22 protein-coding genes are annotated in these 23,438 nt (G+C 60.3%); 13 read left to right on the top strand and 9 right to left on the bottom strand.

Annotated elements, in window-relative coordinates:
• Positions 1–3 precede the first annotated feature (3 nt).
• The 4 genes from G3480_RS10545 to G3480_RS10560 all read right to left on the bottom strand — a co-directional run bounded on the left by G3480_RS10545 (position 4) and on the right by G3480_RS10560 (position 2,694).
• Positions 4–726 carry a hypothetical protein gene (locus G3480_RS10545; protein WP_164653850.1) on the bottom strand — a complete coding sequence of 241 codons (723 nt, stop codon included), beginning with the start codon at positions 724–726 and terminating at the stop codon, positions 4–6.
• A 130-nt stretch (positions 727–856) separates the two neighbouring features.
• Positions 857–1,453, bottom strand: a complete 597-nt coding sequence (locus G3480_RS10550) for a LolA-like protein (RefSeq protein WP_164653851.1) — start codon at positions 1,451–1,453, stop codon at positions 857–859.
• Positions 1,450–2,181 (bottom strand): 3-oxoacyl-ACP reductase FabG, encoded by a 732-nt coding sequence (fabG, locus tag G3480_RS10555; RefSeq protein ID WP_206171657.1) that lies wholly within the window; start codon positions 2,179–2,181, stop codon positions 1,450–1,452. The genes G3480_RS10550 and fabG overlap by 4 nt, the downstream gene beginning before the upstream one ends.
• 78 nt (positions 2,182–2,259) lie before the next feature.
• A complete protein-coding gene (locus G3480_RS10560) occupies positions 2,260–2,694 on the bottom strand; it encodes a hotdog family protein (RefSeq protein WP_164653853.1) in 435 nt (144 codons plus the stop codon).
• Positions 2,695–3,380: 686 nt separating this feature from the next.
• Here G3480_RS10560 and G3480_RS10565 point away from each other — a divergent pair.
• The 11 genes from G3480_RS10565 to G3480_RS10615 all read left to right on the top strand — a co-directional run bounded on the left by G3480_RS10565 (position 3,381) and on the right by G3480_RS10615 (position 14,032).
• Complete coding sequence (locus tag G3480_RS10565; protein WP_164653854.1) at positions 3,381–3,647, top strand: phosphopantetheine-binding protein; 267 nt, start codon at positions 3,381–3,383, stop codon at positions 3,645–3,647.
• A gap of 200 nt (positions 3,648–3,847) precedes the next feature.
• Positions 3,848–5,803, top strand: a complete 1,956-nt coding sequence (locus tag G3480_RS10570) for a beta-ketoacyl synthase N-terminal-like domain-containing protein (RefSeq protein ID WP_164653855.1) — start codon at positions 3,848–3,850, stop codon at positions 5,801–5,803.
• A complete protein-coding gene (locus tag G3480_RS10575; protein ID WP_164653856.1) occupies positions 5,800–7,146 on the top strand; it encodes a B12-binding domain-containing radical SAM protein in 1,347 nt (448 codons plus the stop codon). The genes G3480_RS10570 and G3480_RS10575 overlap by 4 nt, the downstream gene beginning before the upstream one ends.
• 82 nt (positions 7,147–7,228) lie before the next feature.
• A complete protein-coding gene (locus G3480_RS10580) occupies positions 7,229–7,573 on the top strand; it encodes an ApeI family dehydratase (protein WP_164653857.1) in 345 nt (114 codons plus the stop codon).
• Positions 7,574–7,583: 10 nt separating this feature from the next.
• Positions 7,584–7,850, top strand: coding sequence for an acyl carrier protein (locus G3480_RS10585; protein ID WP_164653858.1), 267 nt, complete (start codon positions 7,584–7,586; stop codon positions 7,848–7,850).
• The gene (locus tag G3480_RS10590; protein WP_164653859.1) at positions 7,851–8,918 is read left to right on the top strand and encodes a radical SAM protein; all 1,068 of its coding nucleotides are present in this window, start codon (positions 7,851–7,853) and stop codon (positions 8,916–8,918) included.
• Positions 8,919–9,133: 215 nt separating this feature from the next.
• The gene (locus G3480_RS10595) at positions 9,134–10,132 is read left to right on the top strand and encodes a radical SAM family protein (RefSeq protein WP_164653860.1); all 999 of its coding nucleotides are present in this window, start codon (positions 9,134–9,136) and stop codon (positions 10,130–10,132) included.
• A gap of 6 nt (positions 10,133–10,138) precedes the next feature.
• Positions 10,139–11,398 carry a beta-ketoacyl-[acyl-carrier-protein] synthase family protein gene (locus G3480_RS10600; protein WP_164653861.1) on the top strand — a complete coding sequence of 420 codons (1,260 nt, stop codon included), beginning with the start codon at positions 10,139–10,141 and terminating at the stop codon, positions 11,396–11,398.
• A 26-nt stretch (positions 11,399–11,424) separates the two neighbouring features.
• On the top strand, positions 11,425–12,690 hold the full coding sequence (locus tag G3480_RS10605; protein ID WP_164653862.1) for a beta-ketoacyl-[acyl-carrier-protein] synthase family protein: 1,266 nt from the start codon (positions 11,425–11,427) through the stop codon (positions 12,688–12,690).
• Positions 12,690–13,166, top strand: coding sequence for an acyl-CoA thioesterase (locus G3480_RS10610; protein WP_164653863.1), 477 nt, complete (start codon positions 12,690–12,692; stop codon positions 13,164–13,166). Before G3480_RS10605 ends, G3480_RS10610 begins: the two co-directional genes overlap by 1 nt.
• Positions 13,166–14,032 carry a polyketide synthase dehydratase domain-containing protein gene (locus G3480_RS10615; RefSeq protein ID WP_164653864.1) on the top strand — a complete coding sequence of 289 codons (867 nt, stop codon included), beginning with the start codon at positions 13,166–13,168 and terminating at the stop codon, positions 14,030–14,032. The genes G3480_RS10610 and G3480_RS10615 overlap by 1 nt, the downstream gene beginning before the upstream one ends.
• A 4-nt stretch (positions 14,033–14,036) precedes the next feature.
• Here G3480_RS10615 and G3480_RS10620 read toward each other — a convergent pair whose 3' ends face one another.
• Both G3480_RS10620 and G3480_RS10625 read right to left on the bottom strand, forming a co-directional pair.
• Positions 14,037–14,426, bottom strand: a complete 390-nt coding sequence (locus tag G3480_RS10620) for a hypothetical protein (protein WP_164653865.1) — start codon at positions 14,424–14,426, stop codon at positions 14,037–14,039.
• A gap of 9 nt (positions 14,427–14,435) precedes the next feature.
• Positions 14,436–15,179, bottom strand: coding sequence for a hypothetical protein (locus G3480_RS10625; RefSeq protein WP_164653866.1), 744 nt, complete (start codon positions 15,177–15,179; stop codon positions 14,436–14,438).
• 47 nt (positions 15,180–15,226) lie between these two features.
• On the opposite strand from G3480_RS10625, the gene G3480_RS10630 reads away from it, so the two are divergent.
• Together G3480_RS10630 and G3480_RS10635 are read left to right on the top strand one after the other, a co-directional pair.
• Positions 15,227–18,298 (top strand): methyltransferase domain-containing protein, encoded by a 3,072-nt coding sequence (locus tag G3480_RS10630; protein ID WP_164653867.1) that lies wholly within the window; start codon positions 15,227–15,229, stop codon positions 18,296–18,298.
• Positions 18,295–19,257, top strand: coding sequence for a polysaccharide deacetylase family protein (locus G3480_RS10635; protein ID WP_164653868.1), 963 nt, complete (start codon positions 18,295–18,297; stop codon positions 19,255–19,257). Before G3480_RS10630 ends, G3480_RS10635 begins: the two co-directional genes overlap by 4 nt.
• On the opposite strand, the gene G3480_RS10640 is transcribed toward G3480_RS10635, so the two are convergent.
• Genes G3480_RS10640 through nifL form a run of 3 tightly spaced genes read right to left on the bottom strand, consistent with a single transcriptional unit; the run spans position 19,168 to position 23,149 of the window.
• Positions 19,168–19,863: a glycine-rich domain-containing protein gene (locus G3480_RS10640; protein WP_164653869.1), complete on the bottom strand. Its 696-nt coding sequence runs from the start codon at positions 19,861–19,863 to the stop codon at positions 19,168–19,170. The two genes, G3480_RS10635 and G3480_RS10640, sit on opposite strands and share 90 nt — an antisense overlap.
• Positions 19,864–19,910: 47 nt before the next feature.
• Positions 19,911–21,491, bottom strand: a complete 1,581-nt coding sequence (gene nifA, locus G3480_RS10645) for a nif-specific transcriptional activator NifA (RefSeq protein WP_164653870.1) — start codon at positions 21,489–21,491, stop codon at positions 19,911–19,913.
• Between the two features lie 17 nt (positions 21,492–21,508).
• Positions 21,509–23,149, bottom strand: a complete 1,641-nt coding sequence (gene nifL / locus G3480_RS10650) for a nitrogen fixation negative regulator NifL (RefSeq protein WP_164653871.1) — start codon at positions 23,147–23,149, stop codon at positions 21,509–21,511.
• Positions 23,150–23,438: the final 289 nt, after the last annotated feature.

The following is a 23,438-nucleotide window of genomic DNA, read 5'->3' on the forward strand; positions in this document are numbered from 1 at the left end:
GATTCACTGGGTGATGGCCGGCAAGGGCTCGGCGCTCAGTAGTCGCATGTTTAGGGTATAACCGGCAGCACCCTGGCCGGTCAGGTTGAGCTCGTGCGCCATGAGAGCGTTGCCGAGCTGGTTGCACCTATGGGCATCGACCGTGCGGGTCTGCACCGGCGTTTCACCGGACGACCCCATCGGTGCGTAGGTCGAGAGTCGGAAACAACCGTCCATCTTCGGGAGAACATCGGTCACTTCCTGGCCGTTTGCATAGCGGCACTGGACCCGGCCGTCGGCCAGGCGACCGACGCTGACCACACCTGGCGGGGGCAGAAACACCGCCCGAACGTCAGCAATGAGGCCGGCGGCGAACCCTTGACTGTCGAAGGGAGGCAGCGCCCGCAGAACCTGCAGGATGCCGTCGCTTTGGGAGCGGGCCGCGAACAGCGTCAACCCCTCGGTCGTCATCAGGGCGCAGCTGAGCGCGTTGCCATCGATGATCAGCACCCCCACGCCATGGCCGTTGGCGCCACTGGCGAGCTGAAAGTTGATCTCATGGGTCAACTGCCAGCGCCCCTTGGGAAAAAACGAGGCGCAACGCTCGGCAATGGGCGCGGACGTCACAGCGGTCATCGCCGGGAGGGAGGCGTGCCTGGTGGTGCTGCAGGCGGCCAGGAGCATGGTGATCAGCGGAAGGGTAAGTCGCCAGTACCTCCCCTGAAGCCGTTTTTGCCAGGGGCGCACCTTCGCTGCTGAATTTAGCCGAGCGGTACACACTATTGCCTTGTTCACCCAGGAATTAAGAAGCCGTAGGCCGAGGTAAGCAGAAGAAGGGCCTGTTCACTAGGGTTCGACTCGGTCTGTCAGGGCCTGATCAGGGGGCTGTGAAGCGGTTGGCTGAAATCTCCTCGTTCAGCACAAGCTGGGAAAAGGTAATCACGGTGAAGTCCTCTTCCCCCTCGACAATCGTCACTTGCTCCACCACACCTTTTTGTGCTCCCAAACGTAGCTCGATGCGTTGAATCATCGACTCCATACCTGGATCACGGGGGCGAAGCTCCAGGGTCTGTTGGTCCAGGCGGTGGACGGTAAAGAGCGGGTTGTCGTTGAAACGACCGTCCAACCAACTGCCGATATCCTGAAGCACGATCTGCATGGTCTCCACTCCGGGGCCATTATCGCGCTCAAAGTGGCCATCGTGTTCGATGCGTTTATCAATGTGGCCGTCATGGAGCAACAGGACCGTGTGCATGGGCTGCAAATATTCCCAACGCAAGGACTGAGGACTTTGAAAGGTGAGCGTTCCCTGGGAGATCAGCGGTCGGGCAAGAATTTTGAGATGTTTTTCCTGGATGAATACGGCCTGGACCGAGTGGAGTTCTCCAGCGGGATGGAGACCCCCTTCACCCGAGGCGAGTCCGCCTATCCCGAGCAGGCTCGGCAACAGGATCCAAACCGCGAGTCTTTTCACAGCATGCCCCCGTTCACCGAGATAACCTGCCCGGTGACATAGGATGCGGCATCGGAACAGAGAAAGGCCACCACCTGCGCCACCTCTTCCGGGCGGCCGATGCGGGCCATGGGAATCAACCCCTTGATATGCTCCTTGGGAGCCTTGGCAATCATGTCGGTCTCAATCAAACCCGGTGCCACCACATTGACACGGATACCCATGCGGGCTACCTCCGAGGCCACGGTCTTGCTTGCGGCGTTAAGTCCGGCCTTGGCGGCGGCGTAATTCGCCTGCCCTCGATTGGGCATCAGCGAGGAGGCCGATGAGATGGAAACAATCGCCCCCGTTCTGGCGCGGACCATGTGCTCAAGAACCGGACGGGTCATGTTGTAGAAGCCGTGCAAACTGGTCTCGATGACGCCATGCCAGTTTTCGGGAGACATCATCATGAACAAGCCGTCCGCCAGGGTACCGGCATTATTGACCAAGATGTCGATGGAGCCATGACGACCGGCAATGTCGGTGATCGCGGCTTCTGCCGCCTCCCGGTCCCGGACGTCGAACGGATAGATTTCTCCCTGTCCGCCTGCTGCCTGCACCGCGGCTAGGGTTTGCTCGGCGCCATCCCGGTTATGCATATAGTTGACGATGAGAAACGAGCCGTTCCTCGCCAACTCGACGCAAACGGCGCGGCCGATGCCGCCGCTGCCGCCTGTGACGATGGCTACCCGAGGATTGTCATTCATGCTCATCTCCGATCAGCGGTTCCCGCTAGCTATAAAAAATTTAATTATCAATAACTTAGAATTTATTTTTCGTAAACTCTATACTTGACATAATTGAAGAACCACCGAGGCGGCAAGCTGACCGTCGAGATGGAGTTCACTGGTAATTTCCCGGAAGTTTTCAAAAACCAGGGTGTTTTCCGCGGTGGTCAGTATTTGGCTACCAAGGGGAAGTCGGTCGATCAAGAGATCGGCCCGTTTCACCGCCACCAGCCAGCCCATCTGGCTGGAGTTCAGGCCCAGGGTCTGGATGCGGCCCCAGCCGTTGCACACCCCGGCGGTCTGGGCGGCCAATTCAACGCAGATCAAGGATTCTGCGCCATGGGTATCGGTGAGCGGCCAGCTCGATCGTACCCTGCTCAGGGTCCTGGCGTGGACGGCATCCACCTCCAGAATCTCCCCAATGAGGAGCATCCCCTCTCTATGCGGGAGCAGATCCTCGAGAGTGAGATCTGCAAGCTCCAACCTGTTCATGATCCTCTCCGAAGTCTCGTGCCAGCCAATCGATGCAACGTGCAAAGCTCACCCGAGCAGAATCCGCGCGCCCTGCCGCGACGACCACCGCGCCCGATTCAGTACCCGATGGTAGCGCTCGAAGCGTCGCTCGGCGCTCAGCCGCATTGCGCGCAACACCGCCGTCACGGTGCGCGGGCCTTACGCCACGGCTTCCCGCTCAGCGGCAACTTGGACGTGGACCCACGTTGGACCGGACCGGTAAACAGGCAGGCAAACGGCTGCAGAACAGATACAATCGCAGTCGGCAGAGGGGGCGTCGGTAGACATCGCTGGGGCCTTGATCATCGTTTCGGCCGATCGCTTGTACCTATCTGTAGTCAGGGCTTCTAGCCCTGAGATCGTCAGGCCAAGATGGCCTGACTACAGAGTCAGCTTTGCAGCCGGCCGGAACGATGATCAAGGCCCATCGCTGGCGTTTTAGTCGACATCAGACGATACAGCCTGCGGCCCTCTGCCGCCAATTCCGTCGAGTCCGTCACCATCGCTCAAGATGCCCGTCGGCCTCCCCGTCAAGGCACAAGAATGGCCAAAGTCGAGGTTTAACTTGTTTCCGACCGGTCACTTGCATCACTTTTTCGTGAAAAATTATTCGTCTTCACACAAGACCCGATTGCTTATCAAGACAAGTATACGCGGATAGCACGATGAATGAACTGATCGAAGAGCTCAAGACCAAACTGATCAAACTGTTGGATCTCTCCAGTCTCACTCCCGCACAACTCGATGCCCAGGCCAGGCTGGTGGGTGGGGAACTCGGCATTGACTCCATTGATGTCTTGGAGATGGCGGTGATGGTGGAGCAGGATTACGGCGTGGTCATCAACAGCCAGGAGGTCGGCGAGAAAGTCTTTGCCTCCGTGGCCTCACTTGCCGCGTACATCGAGAGCAACCGGGCCGGAGGGGCCGCGTGAAGCAGAGCCCTGTCTACGTTGCCGCCGCCGGAAGCGTCAGTCCTCTTGGTCGGGGGCTTGACGAAACCGAGGCGGCCCTGCGTGCAGATCGCGCGGCCATTGGCCCCCTTGAAATTTTTTCGCTCCTTCATGGCCAGCCCCTGCCTGTAGGGCAGGTCAAGGACCTGGATTCCTCTCCTGTCCCACCGCGAGCCCATCGCTTGGCCCGCGAGGCGGCGCGGATGGTGCTTCGCGGGCAACCTGAGCCACCCGATGCCATCGTCCTGGGTTGCACCACGGGTGGTATCCTCACCACCGAAGAGCTGCTGCGCAAGAAGGAGCATTCCCCGGATGGGTACCGCTCACATGGCCTGCTCAGTCTGGTCGAGGATATTGCCAACCTCTGTCGCTGTACAGGCCCTGCCCTGACAGTCTCCACTGCTTGCTCTTCGGGAGCGGTAGCCATTGCTCTGGCCCTCAACCTGCTGCGAACCGGCCAGGCGCGACGGGTCCTTGCCGGTGGGGTCGATTCACTCAGCCGTCTGACCTACTACGGCTTCCATTCCTTGCAACTAGTCGACCGCAACGGCTGTCGTCCACTGGATGTCAGCCGCCAGGGACTTGCGGTGGCGGAAGGGGCCGCCATGCTTCTGCTGACCACCGAGCAGATCGAACAGCCATTGGCCTGTTTGTTGGGGGCTGGGCTCTCCTGTGATGCCTACCACCCGACCGCACCCCATCCCGAAGGCAAGGGGGCCCGGGCTGCGATGCAGGCCGCCATCGAGGATGCCGGCCTTGCTCCGGAGGATATCGATTACATCAATCTCCATGGCACGGGCACGCCGGATAATGACCTGGCGGAGGCACGCGCCATTGCCGCGCTTTTTGCTTCACCACCGCAGCTCTCCTCGATCAAAGGCGCCACCGGTCACGGCCTCGCCGCCGCCGGGGCCATTGAGGCGGTGGTCTCCTGTCTAGCCATCTCCCGAGGACTGGTACCGGGGACGGTCGGCTGTAGCCAGCCGGATTCGGCCTTTGCCTTCACCCCGGAAATGACCTGCGTCCAGAGACCGGTGCGGACGGTGCTTTCCAACTCCTTTGGCTTTGGCGGGAACAACGGGAGCCTGGTTTTTGGAGATCTGGCGCATAAACAAGTCCGCCCCTCCTCAAGGGATGCGTGGCTCGCCATTCACGGCATTGCCTGCCTGACCGGGAAAGGCCTATTGCAGGCAACGTTTGCGCACCTGCAAGAGGGGGGGGCGGCGGGGGGGTGCTTTCCCGACGCGGATCTGGCCCAGCGGTTGCCTGCCAGGCTCATTCGACGGATCAAGCGGTTGCCCCGAATCGCCCTGCTGCTTGCCGGGGAGGCTCAGAGCAATACCGAGGGGCAGGATGCGCCCTGCGCCGTGTTCATGGGGACCGGGTGGGGAGCGCTTTCCGAGACCTGGGATTTTCTTCAGCGGCTTGAGTCCTCAGGCGAACAGTTCTCCAGCCCCACCGATTTTGTCGGGTCGGTTCATAACAGTCCCGCGGGACAGGTGGCGATGCTGCTCAAGGCGACCGCTGCCAACGTCACCAGCAGTGGCGGTGACTATTCCTTTGAGCAGGCCCTCTTGGCGGCGCAAACCCTGTTGCCGGAAACCGGCCAGTCGGCCATGCTTCTTGGAGCCGATGAGGCCCACGCCGAATTTACCCCTTTGCTTGATCGGTCCATTGGGGCAGGCGGTCTGGCTGACGGCGGCGGCGGCCTGTATGTCAACCGGGATCGCGAGCAGGCAAAGTGCTTGGCTCGGCTCGCCTACTATGGGCGAGGCGGGGGCGATGACCTTCCCGATCGCCTGTTTGCCGCTCTGGGGGGTGAGGGGTATTTTCATCGGCACAGCGTTGTCGTCTTTGTTGGAGTGCCGGCAGCCATGCAGGCCGAAAGTGGACCGCAGTTGGAACGATTGTGGCAACTGATCGGTCATTCCTTGCCTGCCTGCCGGTATCGTGATTTTGTCGGCGAGTTCGCCTCGGCCTCGGCTGTTGCCGCCGTTCTGGCTGCCCAGTGTATCGAGGCAGGCCGTGTCCCCGGTGCCCTGATCGGGGGCGCTGATGTTATGCTTGCCCCTGAAAGCAGGGTGCTTGTCCTGGGCACCGGGCAATGTCTGACCGCCATGGAGTTTTTTTGCCCGTGAGGATCCTGCTCCTCTCACCCAATCGGTTGATCGCTCCCTATCCGGTCTATCCATTGGGTCTGGATTATGTGGCGGCCTCGCTCTCGCCTGTCCATCAGGTGGAGATCGCCGATTCGCATGTTGTTGATAAAACTGCCCTGGCGGCCTTGCTCGACGCGTTTGCCCCCGAGATCATCGGCATCGCCTGTCGCAATATCGACAATACCGACGCCACCGATTCCCTGTTTCTTCTTCAGGAATATCAGGACCTAGTGCTCTGGTTGCGTGCGCGGTCGACCGCGGTCATTGTTTGCGGTGGGTCTGGTTTTACAATCATGCCAAGGCGGATTGCGGCCTTTCTTGATGTTGATTACGGCATCATCGGCGAAGGTGAGCGGTTTGGGCTGCTGGTCGAGGCCCTTGCGGCAGGGGAGGATCCAGCGGCGATCCCGGGCATCTTGTCCAGGGGCGGCATTGCGGTTCAGCCCTCACCCTGGCAGGGAGGGTTGGCTCGTAGGCTGCCGGTTGCGGATGAGCAGAGTGCTTTCTACGTCCAAAACGGCGGCATGCTCAACCTGCAAAGCAAACGTGGCTGCTCCTATTCCTGCCTCTATTGCTCCTATCCCCGTATAGAGGGAGGCGTCCATCGGCTGGTGGAACCGGACGAAGTGGCCCGGATTGCCCTGGGCCTGCAGGAGGCCGGCGCCCGGTATCTCTTTATTACCGACTCGGCCTTCAACTCCGATGTGGCCCATAGTCTGGCTGTGGCCAAGGCCCTGAATCGTCATGGTCTGGCGATTCCCTGGGGCGCTTTTTTCGCGCCGATTGCGCTGCCGCCGGAGTATTTCGAGGTGTTGGCGGCTTCCGGTTGCAGGCACGTCGAGTTCGGCACGGAATCCTTGTCCGAATCCATGCTGCGGACCTACCGCAAACCCTTCCGTCCACCGCAGGTCATTGAAGCCCACCGGCAGGCCCAAGCCGCCGGATTGCATGTGGCCCATTATTTCTTGCTTGGGGGGCCGGGGGAGAGTGCAGCAACCGTGGACGAGAGCCTCGACGCCATCGAGCAGTTAAAGAAAACAGTGTTTTTCTTTTTTATCGGGGTCAGGATCTACCCCGGTACCGGCCTCTATGACCGGGCTTTGGCCGAGGGCAAAATCGACCGAAACACCGATCTGCTGCGCCCGGTCTATTATCATCCCGATGCCACCAGTCTGGCTGCCATCGAAGCTCAGGTCATCGATCGGGCTGCCCGGCGAAGAAACTGGCTGGTAGGCTCCGGCGGGGCGAGAGTTGCCGCATCGCTGCAGGCCATGCATCGGCGAGGGTTGATCGGGCCGCTTTGGGAATACCTGGCCGCCTAGCTGAATAAAGCCTTCAGGGCAACAGATTGCCCATGATGTGGTGAGACAAATTCGACATTTTACCTAGATAGAAAATGATAGCATGTGGTTTTTGCACCTTAATTTAGAGAAGCCCGCACCGGACGAAATTCGGGCAGGGGTCGTCGTTAACGGCGACTCGCCCTGGTTTGATGGCCATTTTCCCGATAGTCCCATTTTGCCTGGTATAGCGCAGCTCAAGATGGTTGCCGATGTCGTCGGTCAGGCACAGAAGAAGGCTTTATGGATCAATAGGTTGCATCGCGTGAAGTTCAGGCGGATCGTGAAGCCTGGAGAGCTACTCGAAATCCACGTCATGGGCACGGGTAACCAATATTCGTTTCGCATTACCCATAACGCGGAGGACGTCTGCTCCGGCATGATGTCCCTTGATGATAAACAGCAGTAGAAACGACCCCATGAACAACAATCTTGATCAAACCATCCTCCGCATCGCCGAAATCATCATCAATACGTTGAAATTGGAGGATGTGACCCCGGAAACCTTTGAAGCCAATCTTGACCTGGTTGACGAGGTGGGTATCGACAGCATGGATCTGGCCACTATTGCCCTGGTCATTCGTGATGAGTTCGGCGTTCGCATTGATGAGGACGACTACCCTAAACTGACCACCCTGCGGATAATCAGCGAGTACATCACCGAGAAACTGCAAGGCGAGGAATAAATGGCCAGTCAGGCGTTGCAGGATGCGTGCTGGAAATTCGCCGACATTATTGCTAGACCAGCGATACGGGATCGCTGGGAAAAGGTACGGCGCTATTTTTTTCTTCGCGAGTCCACCTACGATATGACCCATCGCTGCAACATGCGTTGCGATGGGTGCTATTATTTCGAGGGCGAAAAACAGTTCGCCGTTGAAAACGGCGATCCTGTCGCCTGGCAGGAACTGATGACCGCGGAAAAGGAGCGCGGCATCACCTTTGCCGTCCTTGCCGGGGCAGAACCCTCGCTGGCGCCCGAGTTGTGCCGAATCTGTGCGGACACCATTCCCCTGGGGGCGATTGCCACCAATGGCCTCAAATCGCTTCCCCGCGAGATTGACTACCGGGTCCATATTTCCGTCTGGGGCAGCGACGCCACCAGCAAAGCGGTCCGCAAGGCCGAGCACATGCTCGATCGCCAGATAGCAAACTACGAAAACGATCCCCGGGCGGTCTTTGTCTACACCTTTACCTCGCAGAACATTACCGAGGCCGCAGAGGTCACCAAACAGTTGGCCAAGGCTGGGCAGCAGATCACCTTCAACATGTTCTCGGCTCCTGAAGGCTATAACGGCTCGCTTCGGCATACACCAGAGAGTCTGTCGGCAGCGGCGGCGATGATGACCGGGCTCTTGCGCGAGTATCCCGAGTCGGTGCTTTTTTCACACTACAACATCGTTGCCCATACCCATCGCTTGGGACTGCACGCGCTCTATTCCTGCTCCTACCCGAGAATGAACCCGTCGACCAATGTCGGTCTGGGCAGATCGTTTCGGCAATACCGCACCGATCTGCAGTGGGATCGCGACGCCGCCTGTTGCGTGCCCGATACCGACTGTGCCGATTGTCGCCATTATGCGGCGGGGAGCGCCGTGGTGACGGCTCGAATGTACCGGCATGCCACCAATCCGGACACCTTTTCCGCCTGGCTCGATTACGTTGATACCTACCTGGCGGTCTGGGTCCGGGGATACGATAAGAGCCCCAATCTCTGTGACCATCCCGTCACGCCTCCCGCAGACGGTCAGTAGAGGCAGAGTCAAGTACCACCCGCACAGCGGGTGGTTTGAAGCAGCCCTCCCCAAGGGGGGCGATTGGCGGAGAAGGCCTCTAGGGGCCAGAAGAACCCGCCTCCGTTCCGATTCAGATTGACTTAATCGAAGTCCGGAACGCTTCGTGCCCGGGAACGGCAGAGCCTCTTCGGGTTGCACCGACAAAGCCGGTGGCTTACAGGTTAGTTACTCGTATGAAAACAGTCAGCTCACTTCTTGATCCCGAATGGTATGAGCGCTACAAGCGCATCTCCAAACTCAACATCCGCAGCTCTATTTATGACGTGACCGACCGTTGTAATCTCCGCTGCAAGGGGTGTTTCTTCTTCTCCTCGAACGAGCATAAGGCCGCTTCGGAAGAAAAGGATGTGACCAAGTGGGAGGCCTTTGTCGAGAGCGAAATGGGCCGCGGAGTCAACCTAGCAATCCTTATCGGCGGAGAGCCCACCCTCTGCCCGGACCGCATCGAGGCCTTTTACAAACGGCTGCCCACTTTCGTTGCCACCAACGGCATGATCAAGGTCGACCGTGACCGCTTCCCCGATTTGATGGTCGGCATTTCCCTGTGGGGCGATCGCGAGGACGAAATCCTCCTGCGGGGCAAGGATACCTTTGCCATTTCCAGCAGCCATTATGCTGGAGACCCCAACGTTTATTATCTGTACACCATCACCCCGAAGCAGTTGGGCAAGATCGAGGATAACATTCGTCGAATCAAGGATGTCGGGCTCAAGGTGCACATGCAACTGCTGTCCAACGACGAGGGGATCGACGGTTTTTCCTGGCAGCCCGACGAGCTGATCGCGGTGCGTGCAGAGATGGACCAGATGCTTGATGATTACCCGGAGACGGTGATCTCCTCCAAATATTATCACCAGATCATCACCACCGGGATCATGTGTGGCCGCCGCTTCGGTTGGATGGAGTGCCCCTCGGTCACCGATTCCATCGATCAACGAGACCCCCGGCCAAAACGGCTGACCAATTTCATCCGCTGGGCCTCTGATCTCAAGACTATGCACCGCTGCTGCACCTCCGAAACCCGTGACTGCTCCACCTGTAAGGACGGCGCGGCCCATATGAGCTGGGTTATGGTCAATAAGCGTGCCCACATGAACAGTTCCGAGGATCTGCAGAACTGGATCGAAGTCTATGAGATGTTTGCCAAGCTATACCGCTACATACCTTGGTAGTCGTTGATGCTGTTCTCGGAGGAAAAAAAAGCGGTTATTGTCGGCTATGACGCCATTTCGCCATTGGGTGGCGATCATGCCCAGCAGTGGCGCAATGCCGTAGCCGGCCGATCCGGTATCGGGCCGCTGACCCGCTTTCCGCTGCGAGAGGATTTTCCAGTTCGTATTGCTGGGCAACTGCCTGATGTCGACCACCTGAGCTATCCCTTTCTCACCGCCCGTCATCAAGCCGCCTGGCATTCTCCGGTATTCAAGTACGGCATGCTCACGGTGGCTCGCGCCCTAGAGCGCAGCGGCATCCAGATTGACTCCGGGCTTGCCCCACGCGTCGCCGTCACCTACAGTTCGGCGGTCGGGGGCATCGATGCGGTGCTCACAGCGGACAGGCGTCTGCAAGCCGAGCAGAAACTGCCCCACCCCTACGCGAATCCCAACTCCTGCATCAACATGATCGGCGGCAAGGTCGCCATGCTCACCGGTGCTAAGGGGCCGATCCTCTCCACGATCACCGCCTGTGCCACCGGCCTGACCTCGATTCTGGTGGGGGCCATGCTCATGGCCCAGAACCGGGCCGATGTTGTCATTTGCGGCGCTGTCGACTGTTCGCTGGTCGAACCGATCCTCGCCGGATTTCACACCATGAACGGCGCCTATTTACCCAAGAAAGGCGAGGAAAACGAGCCGCCCGAACGGGCCAGCCGACCCTTTTCCGTTGATCGTCGTGGTTTTGTCGTCTCCGAGGGGGCTGGAGCGGTCATTCTCACCACCAGGGAGTTTGCCGCCGCCCATGGCCTGAACCCCTCGGCTGAGTTGGCCGGTTGGGGCATGACCTCCGATGCCCATCACTTTGTCATGCCGGCCGAAGAAACCGTTCGCCAGTGCATGATCGATGCACTGGGCGATGCAGGCCTGCAAAGCGGCGACATCGCTGCGGTCAATGCACATGCCACCGCGACCAGGGCCGGGGACCGGGTGGAATTCGATGCCCTACGGACCCTGTTTGCAGGGCGCCTGCCACCCGTCAGCGCCAACAAATCCCTGTTGGGGCACGCCATGGGCGCCTCGAGCATCATCGAAACCATCCTCGCCCTGCGTGGTATGGAAGAAGATCTGTTACTTCCCACAATCAATTATCAGCCCGATCCCGAAATGGAACTGGACTGTGTCGCCCAGGGTGCCCGGCCGCTCGTCCAGGAACATGTACTCAAGAACGCCTTTGGCTTTGGTGGATGCAATGCTTGCGCGGTGTTGAGAAAATTAGTGTAAATGCACCTTTGAGAGATGGTCCGTCATTGAGAGCACCAAGCAATAGAAAGGTCGTCATTCTTGGTTATGGAGCCGCATCCGCCCTGGGCAATACCTTTGCCTCTACCTGGGAAAAGGCGGTGGCCGGAAAGGCCGGGTTTCGCCGCCTGACCCGCTGTACCGTGGAGACCCGCAGTCAGGTGGTCGGTGAGATACCGGACTGGAATCCGAGTGATCTCCCCTATGTCAGCAGAAAGGATGCGTCGCTGTGGAACGCGGATTTTGTCCATCTCACCATGGAGATCTGCCGCCAGGCCCTGGAAGACGCCGGGCTGGTGATCGACAACCAGACCGGGCCGCGAACCGCCTGCCTGGTTGGCTCGGCGCTCAACGGCTCCGATGCCTATCGGATCGCCATGGACAACTACACCCGTCTCGGGCCGACCAAGGTCAGCCCCTACCTCCTGCCGAACCTCTGCGCCAATCTTCCCGCCAGCAAGGCGGGGATGCTGCTTGGCTTTACCGGCCCCATCTTCTCGCCCCAGGGTGCCTGTGCCTCTGGAAATCATGCCCTTGGGGTCGGTGCCCGCATGATCCGGGACGGCGACTGCGACTTCGCCCTGGCCGGTGGCGTCGATACCTGTTTGATTCCAGAGATTATTCTCGGCTTTGCCAATATGCTGGCAACGATCAACGTCGGCCCCAAGGACCGTTCTTTCGACGATCCGACTCAGGCCTCCCGTCCGTTCAGTATCGATCGCAAGGGCTTTGTCCTTGCCGAAGGGGCCGGGGTGCTGGTCCTGGCTGCCGAAGAGGCCGCGCGGGCTCACGGGCTGCTGCCGAGAGCGGAAATCGCCGGAATCGGCTGGAACTCCGATGCCCATCATTTTACTCGGCCCAATGAGCAGACCGTGACCCAGGCCATGCGCGATGCAATTGATGACGCCGAGATTAGGCCGCAGGACATTGGCGCGGTCAATGCCCATGGCACCTCAACGCCCACAGGCGACACCATTGAGGCCCAATGCCTGCGGACGGTGTTCGGCCGCCATGTACAGGGCATCCCGATCTCGGCCAATAAATCGCAAGTCGGTCACAGTCTGGGAGCCTCTGCCGCAATCGAGGCTGCTCTGGGGATTGAGGCCATGCGCCAGGGCCTGGTGTTGCCGACGGTCAACCATCTGCCCGACCCAGCCCTTGCCGACCTTGATGTCGTGCCCAACCAAAGCCGCAGGCATCGCCACGAATTCTTTCTCTCCAACTCGTTCGGCTTCGGTGGAACGAACTGCTGCATCGTCTTCAGGGGTCTGTAATGCGTCCGAAACCCTTTGTTCCAGAGCCCCACGAGCGAACACCCTATGTGCGAGACGCCAAAACCGGGCTGGTCTGGCACCGCTGCGAACTCCGCACCCTCTATGCGGATACGGACCGCTCCCAGGTGGTCTATCACGCCAATTACCTACGGTATTTCGAGTTCGGTCGCGCCTCGCTCATGCGTGAGGCCAACTACCCCTATAAGGATATTGAAGACGGCGGTTTCCTCTATCCGATCATCAATACCGAACTTAATTATTATTCGCCGCTTTTCTACGATGACCTGATGTATATCCACACGCGGCTAGCCCGTTTGGAACGGGTCAAGGTGCAATTCGATTATCTGATTACCAACGCGGAAACCGGTGAGATTTGCTGTACCGGCATGACCCGTCACTGCGCGGTCAACTCCAAGCATATCCCTGTGGAAATCGACGACAAGACGCTCACCCTCTGGAACCAGTTTCCCAGTTGATGGCCGATACGCGCACCCTAATCAGCATTCCAATTCTCCCCTGGTATTCCGATCACCACTTCGGCGGCCGCATTATTCTTGCTGCCGTAGAGGCCATGCAGTTGCTGGCTGTTGCTGCGTACTCCGCACATCCAGGCGTGGACGTCCGCACGATGGCCGATGGCCGTTTTGCCAAACTGCTTGAACTCCCTGCAGGTGCTTCGAGCATTGATGCGTTGGTGGAGACGGAAGAAGGGGAGAACGGGACGATTCGCACTCGATTACTGACCAGAGCCCAAGGCAAGGTCATGACCCGTCTGGTCAGCCATTGCGAAGTACATTTTACCGCTACGCCGGTTGCCGCCCTGCAAATGGACCTGTTGCCGGCAGCCCCCGCTGCAGAGTCCTCGGTGAGCATTGACGCTGCGAGGATTTATGAGGAGCTGGTTCCCTTTGGCCCCTCATTCCGCAGTCTGCAGGACCGGCTATATCTCTCTGCAGAGGCTGCCTGGGGTCTGCTTCAGGCAGCGACACTGGGGACGAGTGCCACCCAACCACTCGGCTCCCCCTTTCCTCTGGACGGCGCCATGCACGCCGCCTGTGTCCACGGCCAACGACTGGTGGATTTCGTTCCCTTTCCGGTGGGATTTGCCAGCCGGCATGTTTTCAGGCCGACCGTGGCCGGTGAACGCTATCAAACCCAGGCCCTGCTCAAGCAATGGGAGAAGGGTGAGCTGATCTATGATCTCAGTCTTGTCGACGAAGCGGGGCACCTGCGGGAAACGGTCAAGGGGCTGCTGATGCGGGATGTGAGTCAGGGGCTGATCAAGCCACCGACCTGGGTCAAGACCTTGGTCCCAGGAGGACAAGCAGCGCTCAATGGCTAAGGCATCAGTGGGTAAGGTCGGGCCGGTACTCCGCTCCCAGCCAGGTTAGACAGCGCTCCACGCTCACCCGGGCAAGCCAGCGACCAAAAATCAGGGAGTAGGTTACGCCGGAGAGATACATGCCCGCCAGAAAGACGAGGTGCGACAAGCCGTAGATGAGTGGGCCTCCGATGACAACGATCCAGGGAGTCTGCAAATGCACGGAGAGAATGCCCAGGGCGGTCACGGCCGGCCAGCCGAGCAGTGAGCCTAGGATGATGAGAAAAACGCCAAGCAACACCTTGGCGGTCGGTTTTTCACGAAAGGCGGAAAGATCTGCCCGCTCTTCGATCGCTGAACGCACAAAATCGGTTGAGGCCACCCAAAGAATCCATTTTGTAGGCAACTGTTTCATCGATAGCAGTTATGTTATTAAAACAGCCCGGGCATCAAGTAGAGCCAACCGAGAGGCGTAAGGCAAGATGGGAGTAGTGACGACAGGATGAGCCACGGAGGTGAGTGGGATTTTTTTGACGCCATCTACTGCATAACACTTGCGAGCCGCCCCGATCGGATGCAGGCCGCAAAGGAGCAGTTTGCCCTGGTTGATCTGGATGAGCGAGTCGAATTCGTTGTTGTGGCAAGGGACGAAGAAGACCCTGTGCGCGGCATTTTCAGCTCGCATCAGCGCTGCCTCTCTCGAGCGCTGGCTGCGGGGGCCGAGCATATCCTTATCTTCGAGGATGATGTCTTTTTTCGGCAGCATAACCCGGAGCGGCTCCGTGATGCCTGTCGGTTTCTTGAGGATATCGACACCTGGGACGGTTTTGCACTTGGCTGCCTGACCCTTAGCAGCCGACCGACCAATCGGCGTGGTGTGGTCCGCATAGGCTATCGTTGTCTCACCCATGGCTATGCCCTCAATCGTCCCTTTGCCAAGCGCATTCTGCGGGAACCCTGGCAAGGCGTACCCATTGACGGCCTGATCCATAGCCTTGGCGGGGAATTCTTTGCCCTGCATCCGATGTGTGCCTTTCAGGGGCTGGCGACAAGCGACAACAACACTGTATGGATCGACCGGGTGCGCTCCATCTTTGGCGGCTTGGCCTTGATCCAAAAAGGCAACGAGGTCTACTGCAACCACAAGTGGCTTATTATTTTCATCCACGTCTTCGTTGCGGCGGCGCTCATCGCGCTTCTTTGGCCGACCTGCTCATGAAATCCACTTCGATCAACTATCCTGCGCTGCTCATCGTCGGCGCGGCGATTGCCCTGTTTGCCTACTTGGGGCTGACCCGGCTGCATATCGACACCGATATTGTCAAGACCCTGCCCGCCCACGAAAAGATCATTGGCGATGCCCTGGAGATTTTTGAGAACCACCCGATCCACGACCAGATTGCGGTGGATCTGATGATCGACCGCCATGCACCGGATCTCTTGGTCACCTACGGGCAGTCCCTGGAGAAAAGCATGCGGGCCAGTGGCCTCTTTGCCGAGGTGGGGGGAGGCGATACCAGCGGTTTGCTGCCAGAACTGGCGCATCATGTGGCAACAACGCTGCCCCTGCTGTTCTCCCGTGAGGAACTGGACACGACCATCGCACCTCGGTTGACGGACGGCGCCATCCGCGAGCGGCTGCAGCAGGCAATGGCAGGGTTGTCCGGCCTGGACGGCATTGGTCAGGCTGCCTTGCTTCGCCTTGATCCCTTGGGGTTCAAGGCCCCGATCCTGGCCAACCTGCTTTCTCTGGCGCCATCGCAGGAGGCAACCTTCTATCAGGGATACCTGCTCTCAAACGATGGGCGGCATCTCCTGGTCACGGCACGGCCGAATGCCGCCGGAACCGATGGCGATGCGGCGCGTAAACTGGCCGATTTCTTTGTCGAGGCAGGCAAAGAACTCTCCGAATCCGCGATACCGGCAGGTGTCCACCTGACTCTTACCCCGGCCGGAGCCTTTCGCGCCGCCCTGGATAACGAGGCCATCATTCGCCACGATGTGCAGCTCGCCCTGGGCTTGACCACGGCCGGTCTCGCGCTGTTGCTGTTGCTCGCCTTTCCCCGCCCCCTGATCGGCCTGCTCTCGCTCGTACCTGCGTTGGCCGGTATGGCCATGGCGCTCTTTGTCTATTCCCTGTTCAATGAATCGATTTCAATCATGGTCCTCGGGTTTTCCGGGGCCCTGATCTCGATGATGAACGATCACAGCATCGCCTACCTCCTCTTCCTCGACCGTCCCCACAAGACCCGGGGGGCGGAGGCGGCCCGTGAGGTGCAGTCCGTTGGCGGAACCATGGCCCTATTGACCACTATAGGTGCCTTTTTGGCAATCAGCTTGAGCGATTTTCCGGTATTTCGCGAACTCGGGCAATTCACCGCCTTGGGCTTTATCTGCACCTATCTCTTCATCCACGTCATTTTTCCACGCCTCTTTCCGGTGATGCCCGCGGGCGGCAAGCGGATCCTGCCCCTGCATTGGTTTGCCGAGCGTCTCTTCAACACCGGCCGTCTCGGGGCGCTGACCGCGCTCGGACTCGCCCTGGTCCTGCTCTTTTTTGCCAAACCAGAGTTCCGCGTCAGCCTCAGCGAGATGAGCACGGTCAGCGCCAAGACCCAGGCCGAGGACCAAATGTTCAGCAAGGTCTGGGGCAATACCGGGAGCAAGGTCTATCTCATGACCAGGGCCTCCTCCCTGGCCGAGCTGCAGAACAAGAACGACCGCTTGCTGGCCCAGATGGAAGAGGATCTGCAGGCAGACCGCATCCTATCCGTGTTTGTGCCCTCCCTCCTTTTTCCCGGCGCGGAGCGCAGTCGAGCAAATTTTGCCGCCTGGCGCTCGTTCTGGACACCGCAAAGGGTGCAGCAGGTACAAAGCACCCTCGTTGACGAGGGGATCACCCTGGGCTTGACAGCCGATGCCTTTGCTCCTTTTTTCGCGCAACTCAAGGCCACGAGCCTGCCTGCACCACCGATCCTCGATGGCCGTTACAACCAGCTCTTTGGCATCACCACCGGGGCGGACGGCCACCTGATCCAGTTCACCGCCCTGACTCCGGGAGAGGCTTACAATGCGCAATCCTTCCTCGAAAAGTATGGCCAGGAGGGCAAGGTCTTTGACGGCAATGATTTCTCCGCCCGTCTAGGTGAGACCCTGTTTTCCACCTTTGCGACCCTGCTGGCGATCATCGTTGCCATGGTGAGCCTGCTGCTCTTTGTGCAGCTACTCAACTGGCGTCTTACCCTGATCACCCTTTCCCCCCTGGTCTTTGCCTTTATCTGCACCCTTGGTACCTTGAGGCTGATCGGCCATCCTCTGGATATCCCTGCCCTGATGCTCTCGGTGGTCATTCTTGGTATGGGCGTGGACTACGCCATCTACACCGTTTGCGGCTGTCAATGGTACGGCACCGTCGATCATCCCGGCCATGTCCTGGTGCGCAGTGCAATCCTCATGGCGGCCGCGACCACCTTTATCGGGTTTGGCGTTCTCTGTTTCGCCCAGCACAGCGCTCTACAAAGCATCGGCTTGACCTCGCTGCTCGGCATCGGCTACTCCCTGCTTGGTACCTTTCTGCTGCTGCCGCCGCTATTGCGCCGGTTTTTTGCCCAAAATCGGACCAGACTCGATCCGGCGGCAACACTTGAAGAGCGCCTCCTCTCTCGGTATCGCCTCATCGAGGCCTACCCGCGCGTGTTTGCCCGGTTCAAGCTCCGACTTGATCCGCTGTTTCGTGAACTCCCTCAGTGGCTGGACGGGAAAGGGGAGATACGAAAGATCCTTGATATCGGCTGTGGCTACGGTGTTCCGGCCTGCTGGTGTCTGGAACGGTATCCGGCGGCCGAGGTGATCGGCGTGGATCCTGACGCATCCCGAGTGCATGTCGCTACCCGTGCCACCGGCGCAAGGGGAACCATGCTCGTCGGATCTGCGCCCGATCTTCCGGATATCCCCGGCCCGGTCGATCGGGTCATGCTGCTGGACATGTCGCATTACCTGAGCGATGAGCAGCTGGTTGCCACCTGTGCACGCGGCTTCAGGGAGTTGGCAGATGGGGGGCTGGTGTTGATCCGTTTCGTCACTCGGCCCCAGGGACGCCTCTCGTTAACCTGGTATCTTGAGGATTGGCGTACTCGCCTTCGCGGCGGGCGGACCTGGTACCGAAGCCCGGAACAGTGGCAACGGATGCTGACCGATGCCGGCTTTGTTGAGCTTCAACTAGAGGCCGCGATCAACAGTGAACTTTATTGGCTCAGTGGCCGCAAACCCGGGGCATCGACAAAATGAGTAAGCGGCAGTGGCATCGCCGTTTCAGTCTGGCGAAAAAGACGGGCTTGAGCGCGCTGCTCACGGCGATCCCATTGGGCCTCAGCCAGGCTCCCCAGCTTGCCGCCATTCCTTTGGGACTGTTTCTCCTGGCCTGCTTGGGGGCACCATTTTGGCCCCATTCGTCTTTTTTTCTGCCCGTCATCTCCAGAGGGGCGGATGGCCGTGAAGGGATCGCACTCACCTTTGACGACGGCCCCTTTCCCGACTCCACTCCGGTTTTGCTGGAGCTATTGGCGCGTTATCGCTTACCGGCCACTTTTTTTGTGGTGGGAGAGCGTGCAGCCGCCCATCCGGAGCTAATCGCCGCCATCCTTGCCCAGGGGCATACCATCGGCAACCACTCCTTCAGCCATGACAACCTGCTCATGCTGCGCGAGTGCGATAGAGTGGAGGCGGATATTCGACAGACCCAGGAGATCCTGGCGAATTTGGGCGTGCGACCGCTGTTTTTCCGACCACCTATCGGGGTCATCAGCCCTCGCCTGGTGCCGGCACTCGCCTCTCTCAACTTGCAGGCCATGACCTTCAGTTGCCGCATTTTCGACCGAGGCAACCGCAATGTTCACGATCTTGCGGCCAGGGTGATGCGGAAGATCCGGCCTGGCGACATCCTCCTCCTCCACGACAACCCACCCCAAAGTGAAGAGGATATGGTGTACTGGAAAAAAGAATTGCAATGTCTTTTTGAGCGCCTTGCCATAGAACATCAGATCGTGCCACTCGCCGATCTCATCGGGCAGCCGGTCATGTTGCCGGTGGATACCGCGGGCATATCCAGCGTGGATATTCAGACAGCCTCTGAAAACCTGAGCCCCTTACCTCGAACCTCAATCCCCACCACAGCCGCCGCCACAGCTGCTGTCGCCTCCGTCGCCATCGCTGCCGCCAAACCAGGAATCGCCGAAGCCGTCGGATGAGCCGTCGAAGGCGGTGCTGGACATGTCGCCGGCGCAGTAGACGGGGGCGCTGGAGCTGTCTTGGCCCTGGCGTTTCGGACGATGGCAATCCAGCGCATAGCGGAAGCCGTTCTCGAGCTTGAGCTGCTGGTCGAGGGCGAAGAGCAGCGGGAGTCGGGTGGTTTTCTTGGGATCGATCTTTTCCTCGCGGCAGCTGTGCCACCAGACGCGGCGCAGGCCGGCGTTGCTCTCTCGGTTGGCCCCGAGCACGGCCGCTGGGGTGTGGTGCAGGAAGCGCCCGAAGGCCTTGCGGCAGAAGGCCTGGTAGTGGCGCGTGTAGAGGATGAATTCGTGCCAGAGGTCATCGACGGCCTGGGAGGGCATGGATACGAACTTGCGCCCGCCGCGCAGGTAGGCGATGAAGAACTGCCGCAGTCCGCGGGCGACCAGGTGGCGGTCGCGGCCGTCGAGATGGGGGTGGTGCTTGCCGAGCCGCTCGAGCAGGCCATCCGGGAAGCTGTAGGTGCGGATGAAGCGCAGGCGCTGCGCCGTTCGCCACCAACCCCAGCCTTTGGCCAGCGCGGCCAGCATAGCCACCAGGACGATCGCGTCGATCAGGTTGCTCATCGCCGATCCCTCCGAGGCATCGACGGTGAGCACCGCCGCTGCCGAGGTCAGAATTGTCGCATCTTAATATTGAGTGTCTGGATGCGGTAGGCGATCTGACGGGGTGTCATGTTCAGCAAGCGCGCGGCCTTGGCCTGGACCCAGCCGGCCTCTTCCAGCGCGGCGATGACGCGTTCGCGTTCGTCGAGGTTGGGATCGTTGAGGTCGACCTGGGTGGTCTGCGCGGCCGGGGAGGCAGCGAGTTCCTGCTCGCTGCTGTCCGGACTGAAGCCGGTCAGATTGACGACGTCCCGGTCGATGATGCCGTTCTCGCTCATGACCGCCGCGCGCTCCATGCAGTTTTCCAGCTCACGCACGTTGCCCGGCCAATCGTGGCGCATCAGCTGGCGGATGGCGCTATCGGTGATTTCCAGGTCACGCCCTTGGGTGCGCGCGACCTTGTCGATAAGGAAGCGCGCGAGATCAGGGATGTCCTCCATGCGCTCGCGCAGCGCCGGCATGCGGATGGGCATGACGTTGAGGCGGTAGTAGAGGTCCTCGCGGAAGTCGCCCGCCCGCACCTCGGCCTCGAGGTCGCGGTTGGTCGCGGCGATGACGCGCACATCGACCTTGAGGGTGCGGCCGCCGCCGACCCGCTCGAGTTCGCCCTCTTGGAGGACGCGCAGCAGCTTGGCCTGAAAGGCGGGGGAGATCTCGCCGATCTCATCGAGGAAGATGGTCCCGCCGTGGGCCTGTTCGAAGCGCCCCTTGCGCTGGCTCACGGCGCCCGTGAAGGCGCCTTTCTCATGCCCGAAGAGTTCGGACTCCAGCAGGTTGTCCGGCAGGGCGGCGCAATTGAGCTTGACGAAGGGCGCACGGGCGCGCGGTGAGTTGTAGTGGATGGCGTTGGCGATCAGCTCCTTACCCGTGCCGGACTCACCGCGAATCAGCACCGTGGTATTCCACTTGGCGACTTGGCGGACCTGCTCGAACACCAGACGCATGGAGTTGGCGCGGCCGATGATGCTGTCGAACCCGTGAGTGCCCTTGACCTCGCGCCTTAGGGTGTCGCGCTCCTCGCGCAGGGCGCGCTGCTCGGCCTCGACCGTGCGCGCCAAGCGCACGGCTTGACCGATGAGGTTGGCAACCATTTCGAGGAAGCGCGAGCGGTAGCCGAGCAGTGCGTCATCCGGAGGCGGCTGAGCGGCGAAGACGCCGACCGCCTTTTCCTCGCCCATGCGGATCGGCACGCCGATGAAGGGTAGCTCCGGATCATAGAGATTGAGTCGGTCGAGAAAGCGCGGCTCATCCGCGACCTTGGGTAGGACCCAGGGCTCATTGGTGGTGAGGATGTGGCCGATGACCCCCTCGCCGGGCTGGTAGGTGACGGTCTCGAAGGGCTCGGCGTCCTTGCCATGCAAGGCGCTGATGAGCAGCTCGCCGCGCTCCTCGTCGAGCAGGCAGACCAGGCCGTGGCTCATGCGGCCGCGCTCGTGCAGCGCGCTGAGCACCTCGCGCAGGGTCTGGCGCAGGTTCAGCGAGCGGCTGAGCACGCTGCTGACCTCGAAGAGGGCCGCCAGCTGGGATTCGGCTAAGGCGAGGCGATGCGCCTCTTCAGCGGCCCCGAAGTCGGTTGTGCTAGAGCTCATTGATCGTTCGGGCAAAGTCAGTCGTCCGGAAAGACAGCGGTCAGAGAGAGACGGATGCGGCAGCCGTCGGTGAAGTCGGGATCGACCTCGATCGATCCGCCATGCGCGTTGACGATCTCCTGGGAGAGGGCGAGGCCCATGCCGGCGCGGCCGCGGCGGTTCTTCCAGCCGATATAGAAGGGTTCGAAGACCCGGTAGCGGTCGTCGGTCGGGATCCCAGGCCCGTTGTCCTGGATCTCGACCTCCACGCCGTTGTCCAGTTTACGGGTGGTCAGGCTCAGTTCGCGATGACCTTTGTTGGATTCGCGCAGCGCTTGAATGGCGTTTTCGATGAGGTGCTTGAACATGGAGCGCAGCTCGTTCTTGTGCGCGGGCAGCTCGGACAGCACGTTGGCCGGTCGCCAGTCCACTACGACGCCGTCGGCTAGCAATCGGTTGGTTTCGAGTTCCAGCACCTGACGGAGCAGGGCGTTCACATTGACCATGACCCCGGCCTCGCGCGGCTCTTCCGGCAGTGCGGCGCTCAGCGTCTCCAGTGCCTTGGCGCCGGACTCGCTGATCTGATCGAGCATGCCGACGAGGGTGTCCACGTTGCCGGCACCACTGCGCAGCATGCTGCCGGCCGCCTTGATGACGTTCAGTGGGACCTGGATCTGATAGATGGCCGCCGCGAGCGCCTCGCGCATGCCGTGCATCAGCTGCTGCTCGGCCAGGCGAGCGCGCAGGTTTTCCATGAGCGCGCGCTCGATCTCGCGCCGTCGCACGGTGATGTCGTTGGCGAGGATGAGGATGCGGCGCTCGCCTGGGCCGACCTGGCCGAAATAGCTGCGCGCGGTGGGGTCGGTCTCTTGCGCCGGGGTGCCGGAGCAGGAGAACCAGCGTGGACCTTGATGGCCGCGGATGTCGATGCTGACCTCGACGTTCTTGAAGGGTTGGCCCTCCAGACAGGCGGCGAAGGCGTCGATGCCGAGCTGCTCGCTGATGGCTGCGCGCAAGACTTCGACCGGCTCCTTGCCCTTGAGGTCGCTGAGCAGGCGTTTGTATTCCTGATTGTCCAGGATGACGCGCCCGGCGCTGTCGAGCAGCACGACGATCACGGGGGCGGCGTCCAAGACGGTCTCGATGCGCGACTTCTGCTGGCGCAGTGCGCCCTCCAGCTCGTGCATCTTTGTCACATCCCGGTGCATGCCCAGGAAGTACTTGAGATCGCCGTTGCGATCCAAAACCGGCGAGATGGTCAGCTCGGCGAGGTAGTCGCCGCCCTGCTTGGTGCGATTGACCAGGGTGCCGGTCCAGGTCTGTTTGCGTTGAATGGTGCGCCAGAGCTGCTCGTAGACGCTGTTCGGCGTCGCATTGTTGGACAGGATCGCCTCGTTCTGTCCGATCACCTCCTTGCGGCCGTAGCCTGTCAACTGCTCGAAGGCGGGGTTGGCGTAGAGGATGACCGCCTTGGCGTCCGTGATGGAGATCGCGATCGGGGACTGCTCGACAGCCTCGAAAAAGAGTCGCGGCGGCAAGGGGTCCGCGGGGTTGCCGCCCATGAGGGCCAGTGCCTCGATGACTTCGGGCGGCGTTCCATCCGGAGGGGATGCGAGAAATTCGCCCAAGGCATTGATCACGGCCTGTTGAACGGGCTCGGGGGCTTGTCGGACCGGCACGGCACTCTCCTGAGCGGATTCAATAATACTTTTAGTATTAAGCAAAAATTACACCATGTGATGGCCCGCAGCACTGCGCGCTTGGGCGGGGCACCTTGTCAGTTTTCCAACAATCTTACTTGGCCGCAACGGGGGATCTTGTTGGTACCGCGACAGCCGGCGGCTCCGATCGCGACGGTGGCGCGAGACTCCCGACCTCCATCCATGCCGCATCTAAGGGCTCCTGATCATACCCGCAACCTGCTGTTTTAGGTGCGGGAGTCGTGAACTCAGGCGCGCCGGGAAGGCT

This window comes from Thiorhodococcus mannitoliphagus, assembly GCF_010915725.1.
Lineage (GTDB): Bacteria > Pseudomonadota > Gammaproteobacteria > Chromatiales > Chromatiaceae > Thiorhodococcus > Thiorhodococcus mannitoliphagus.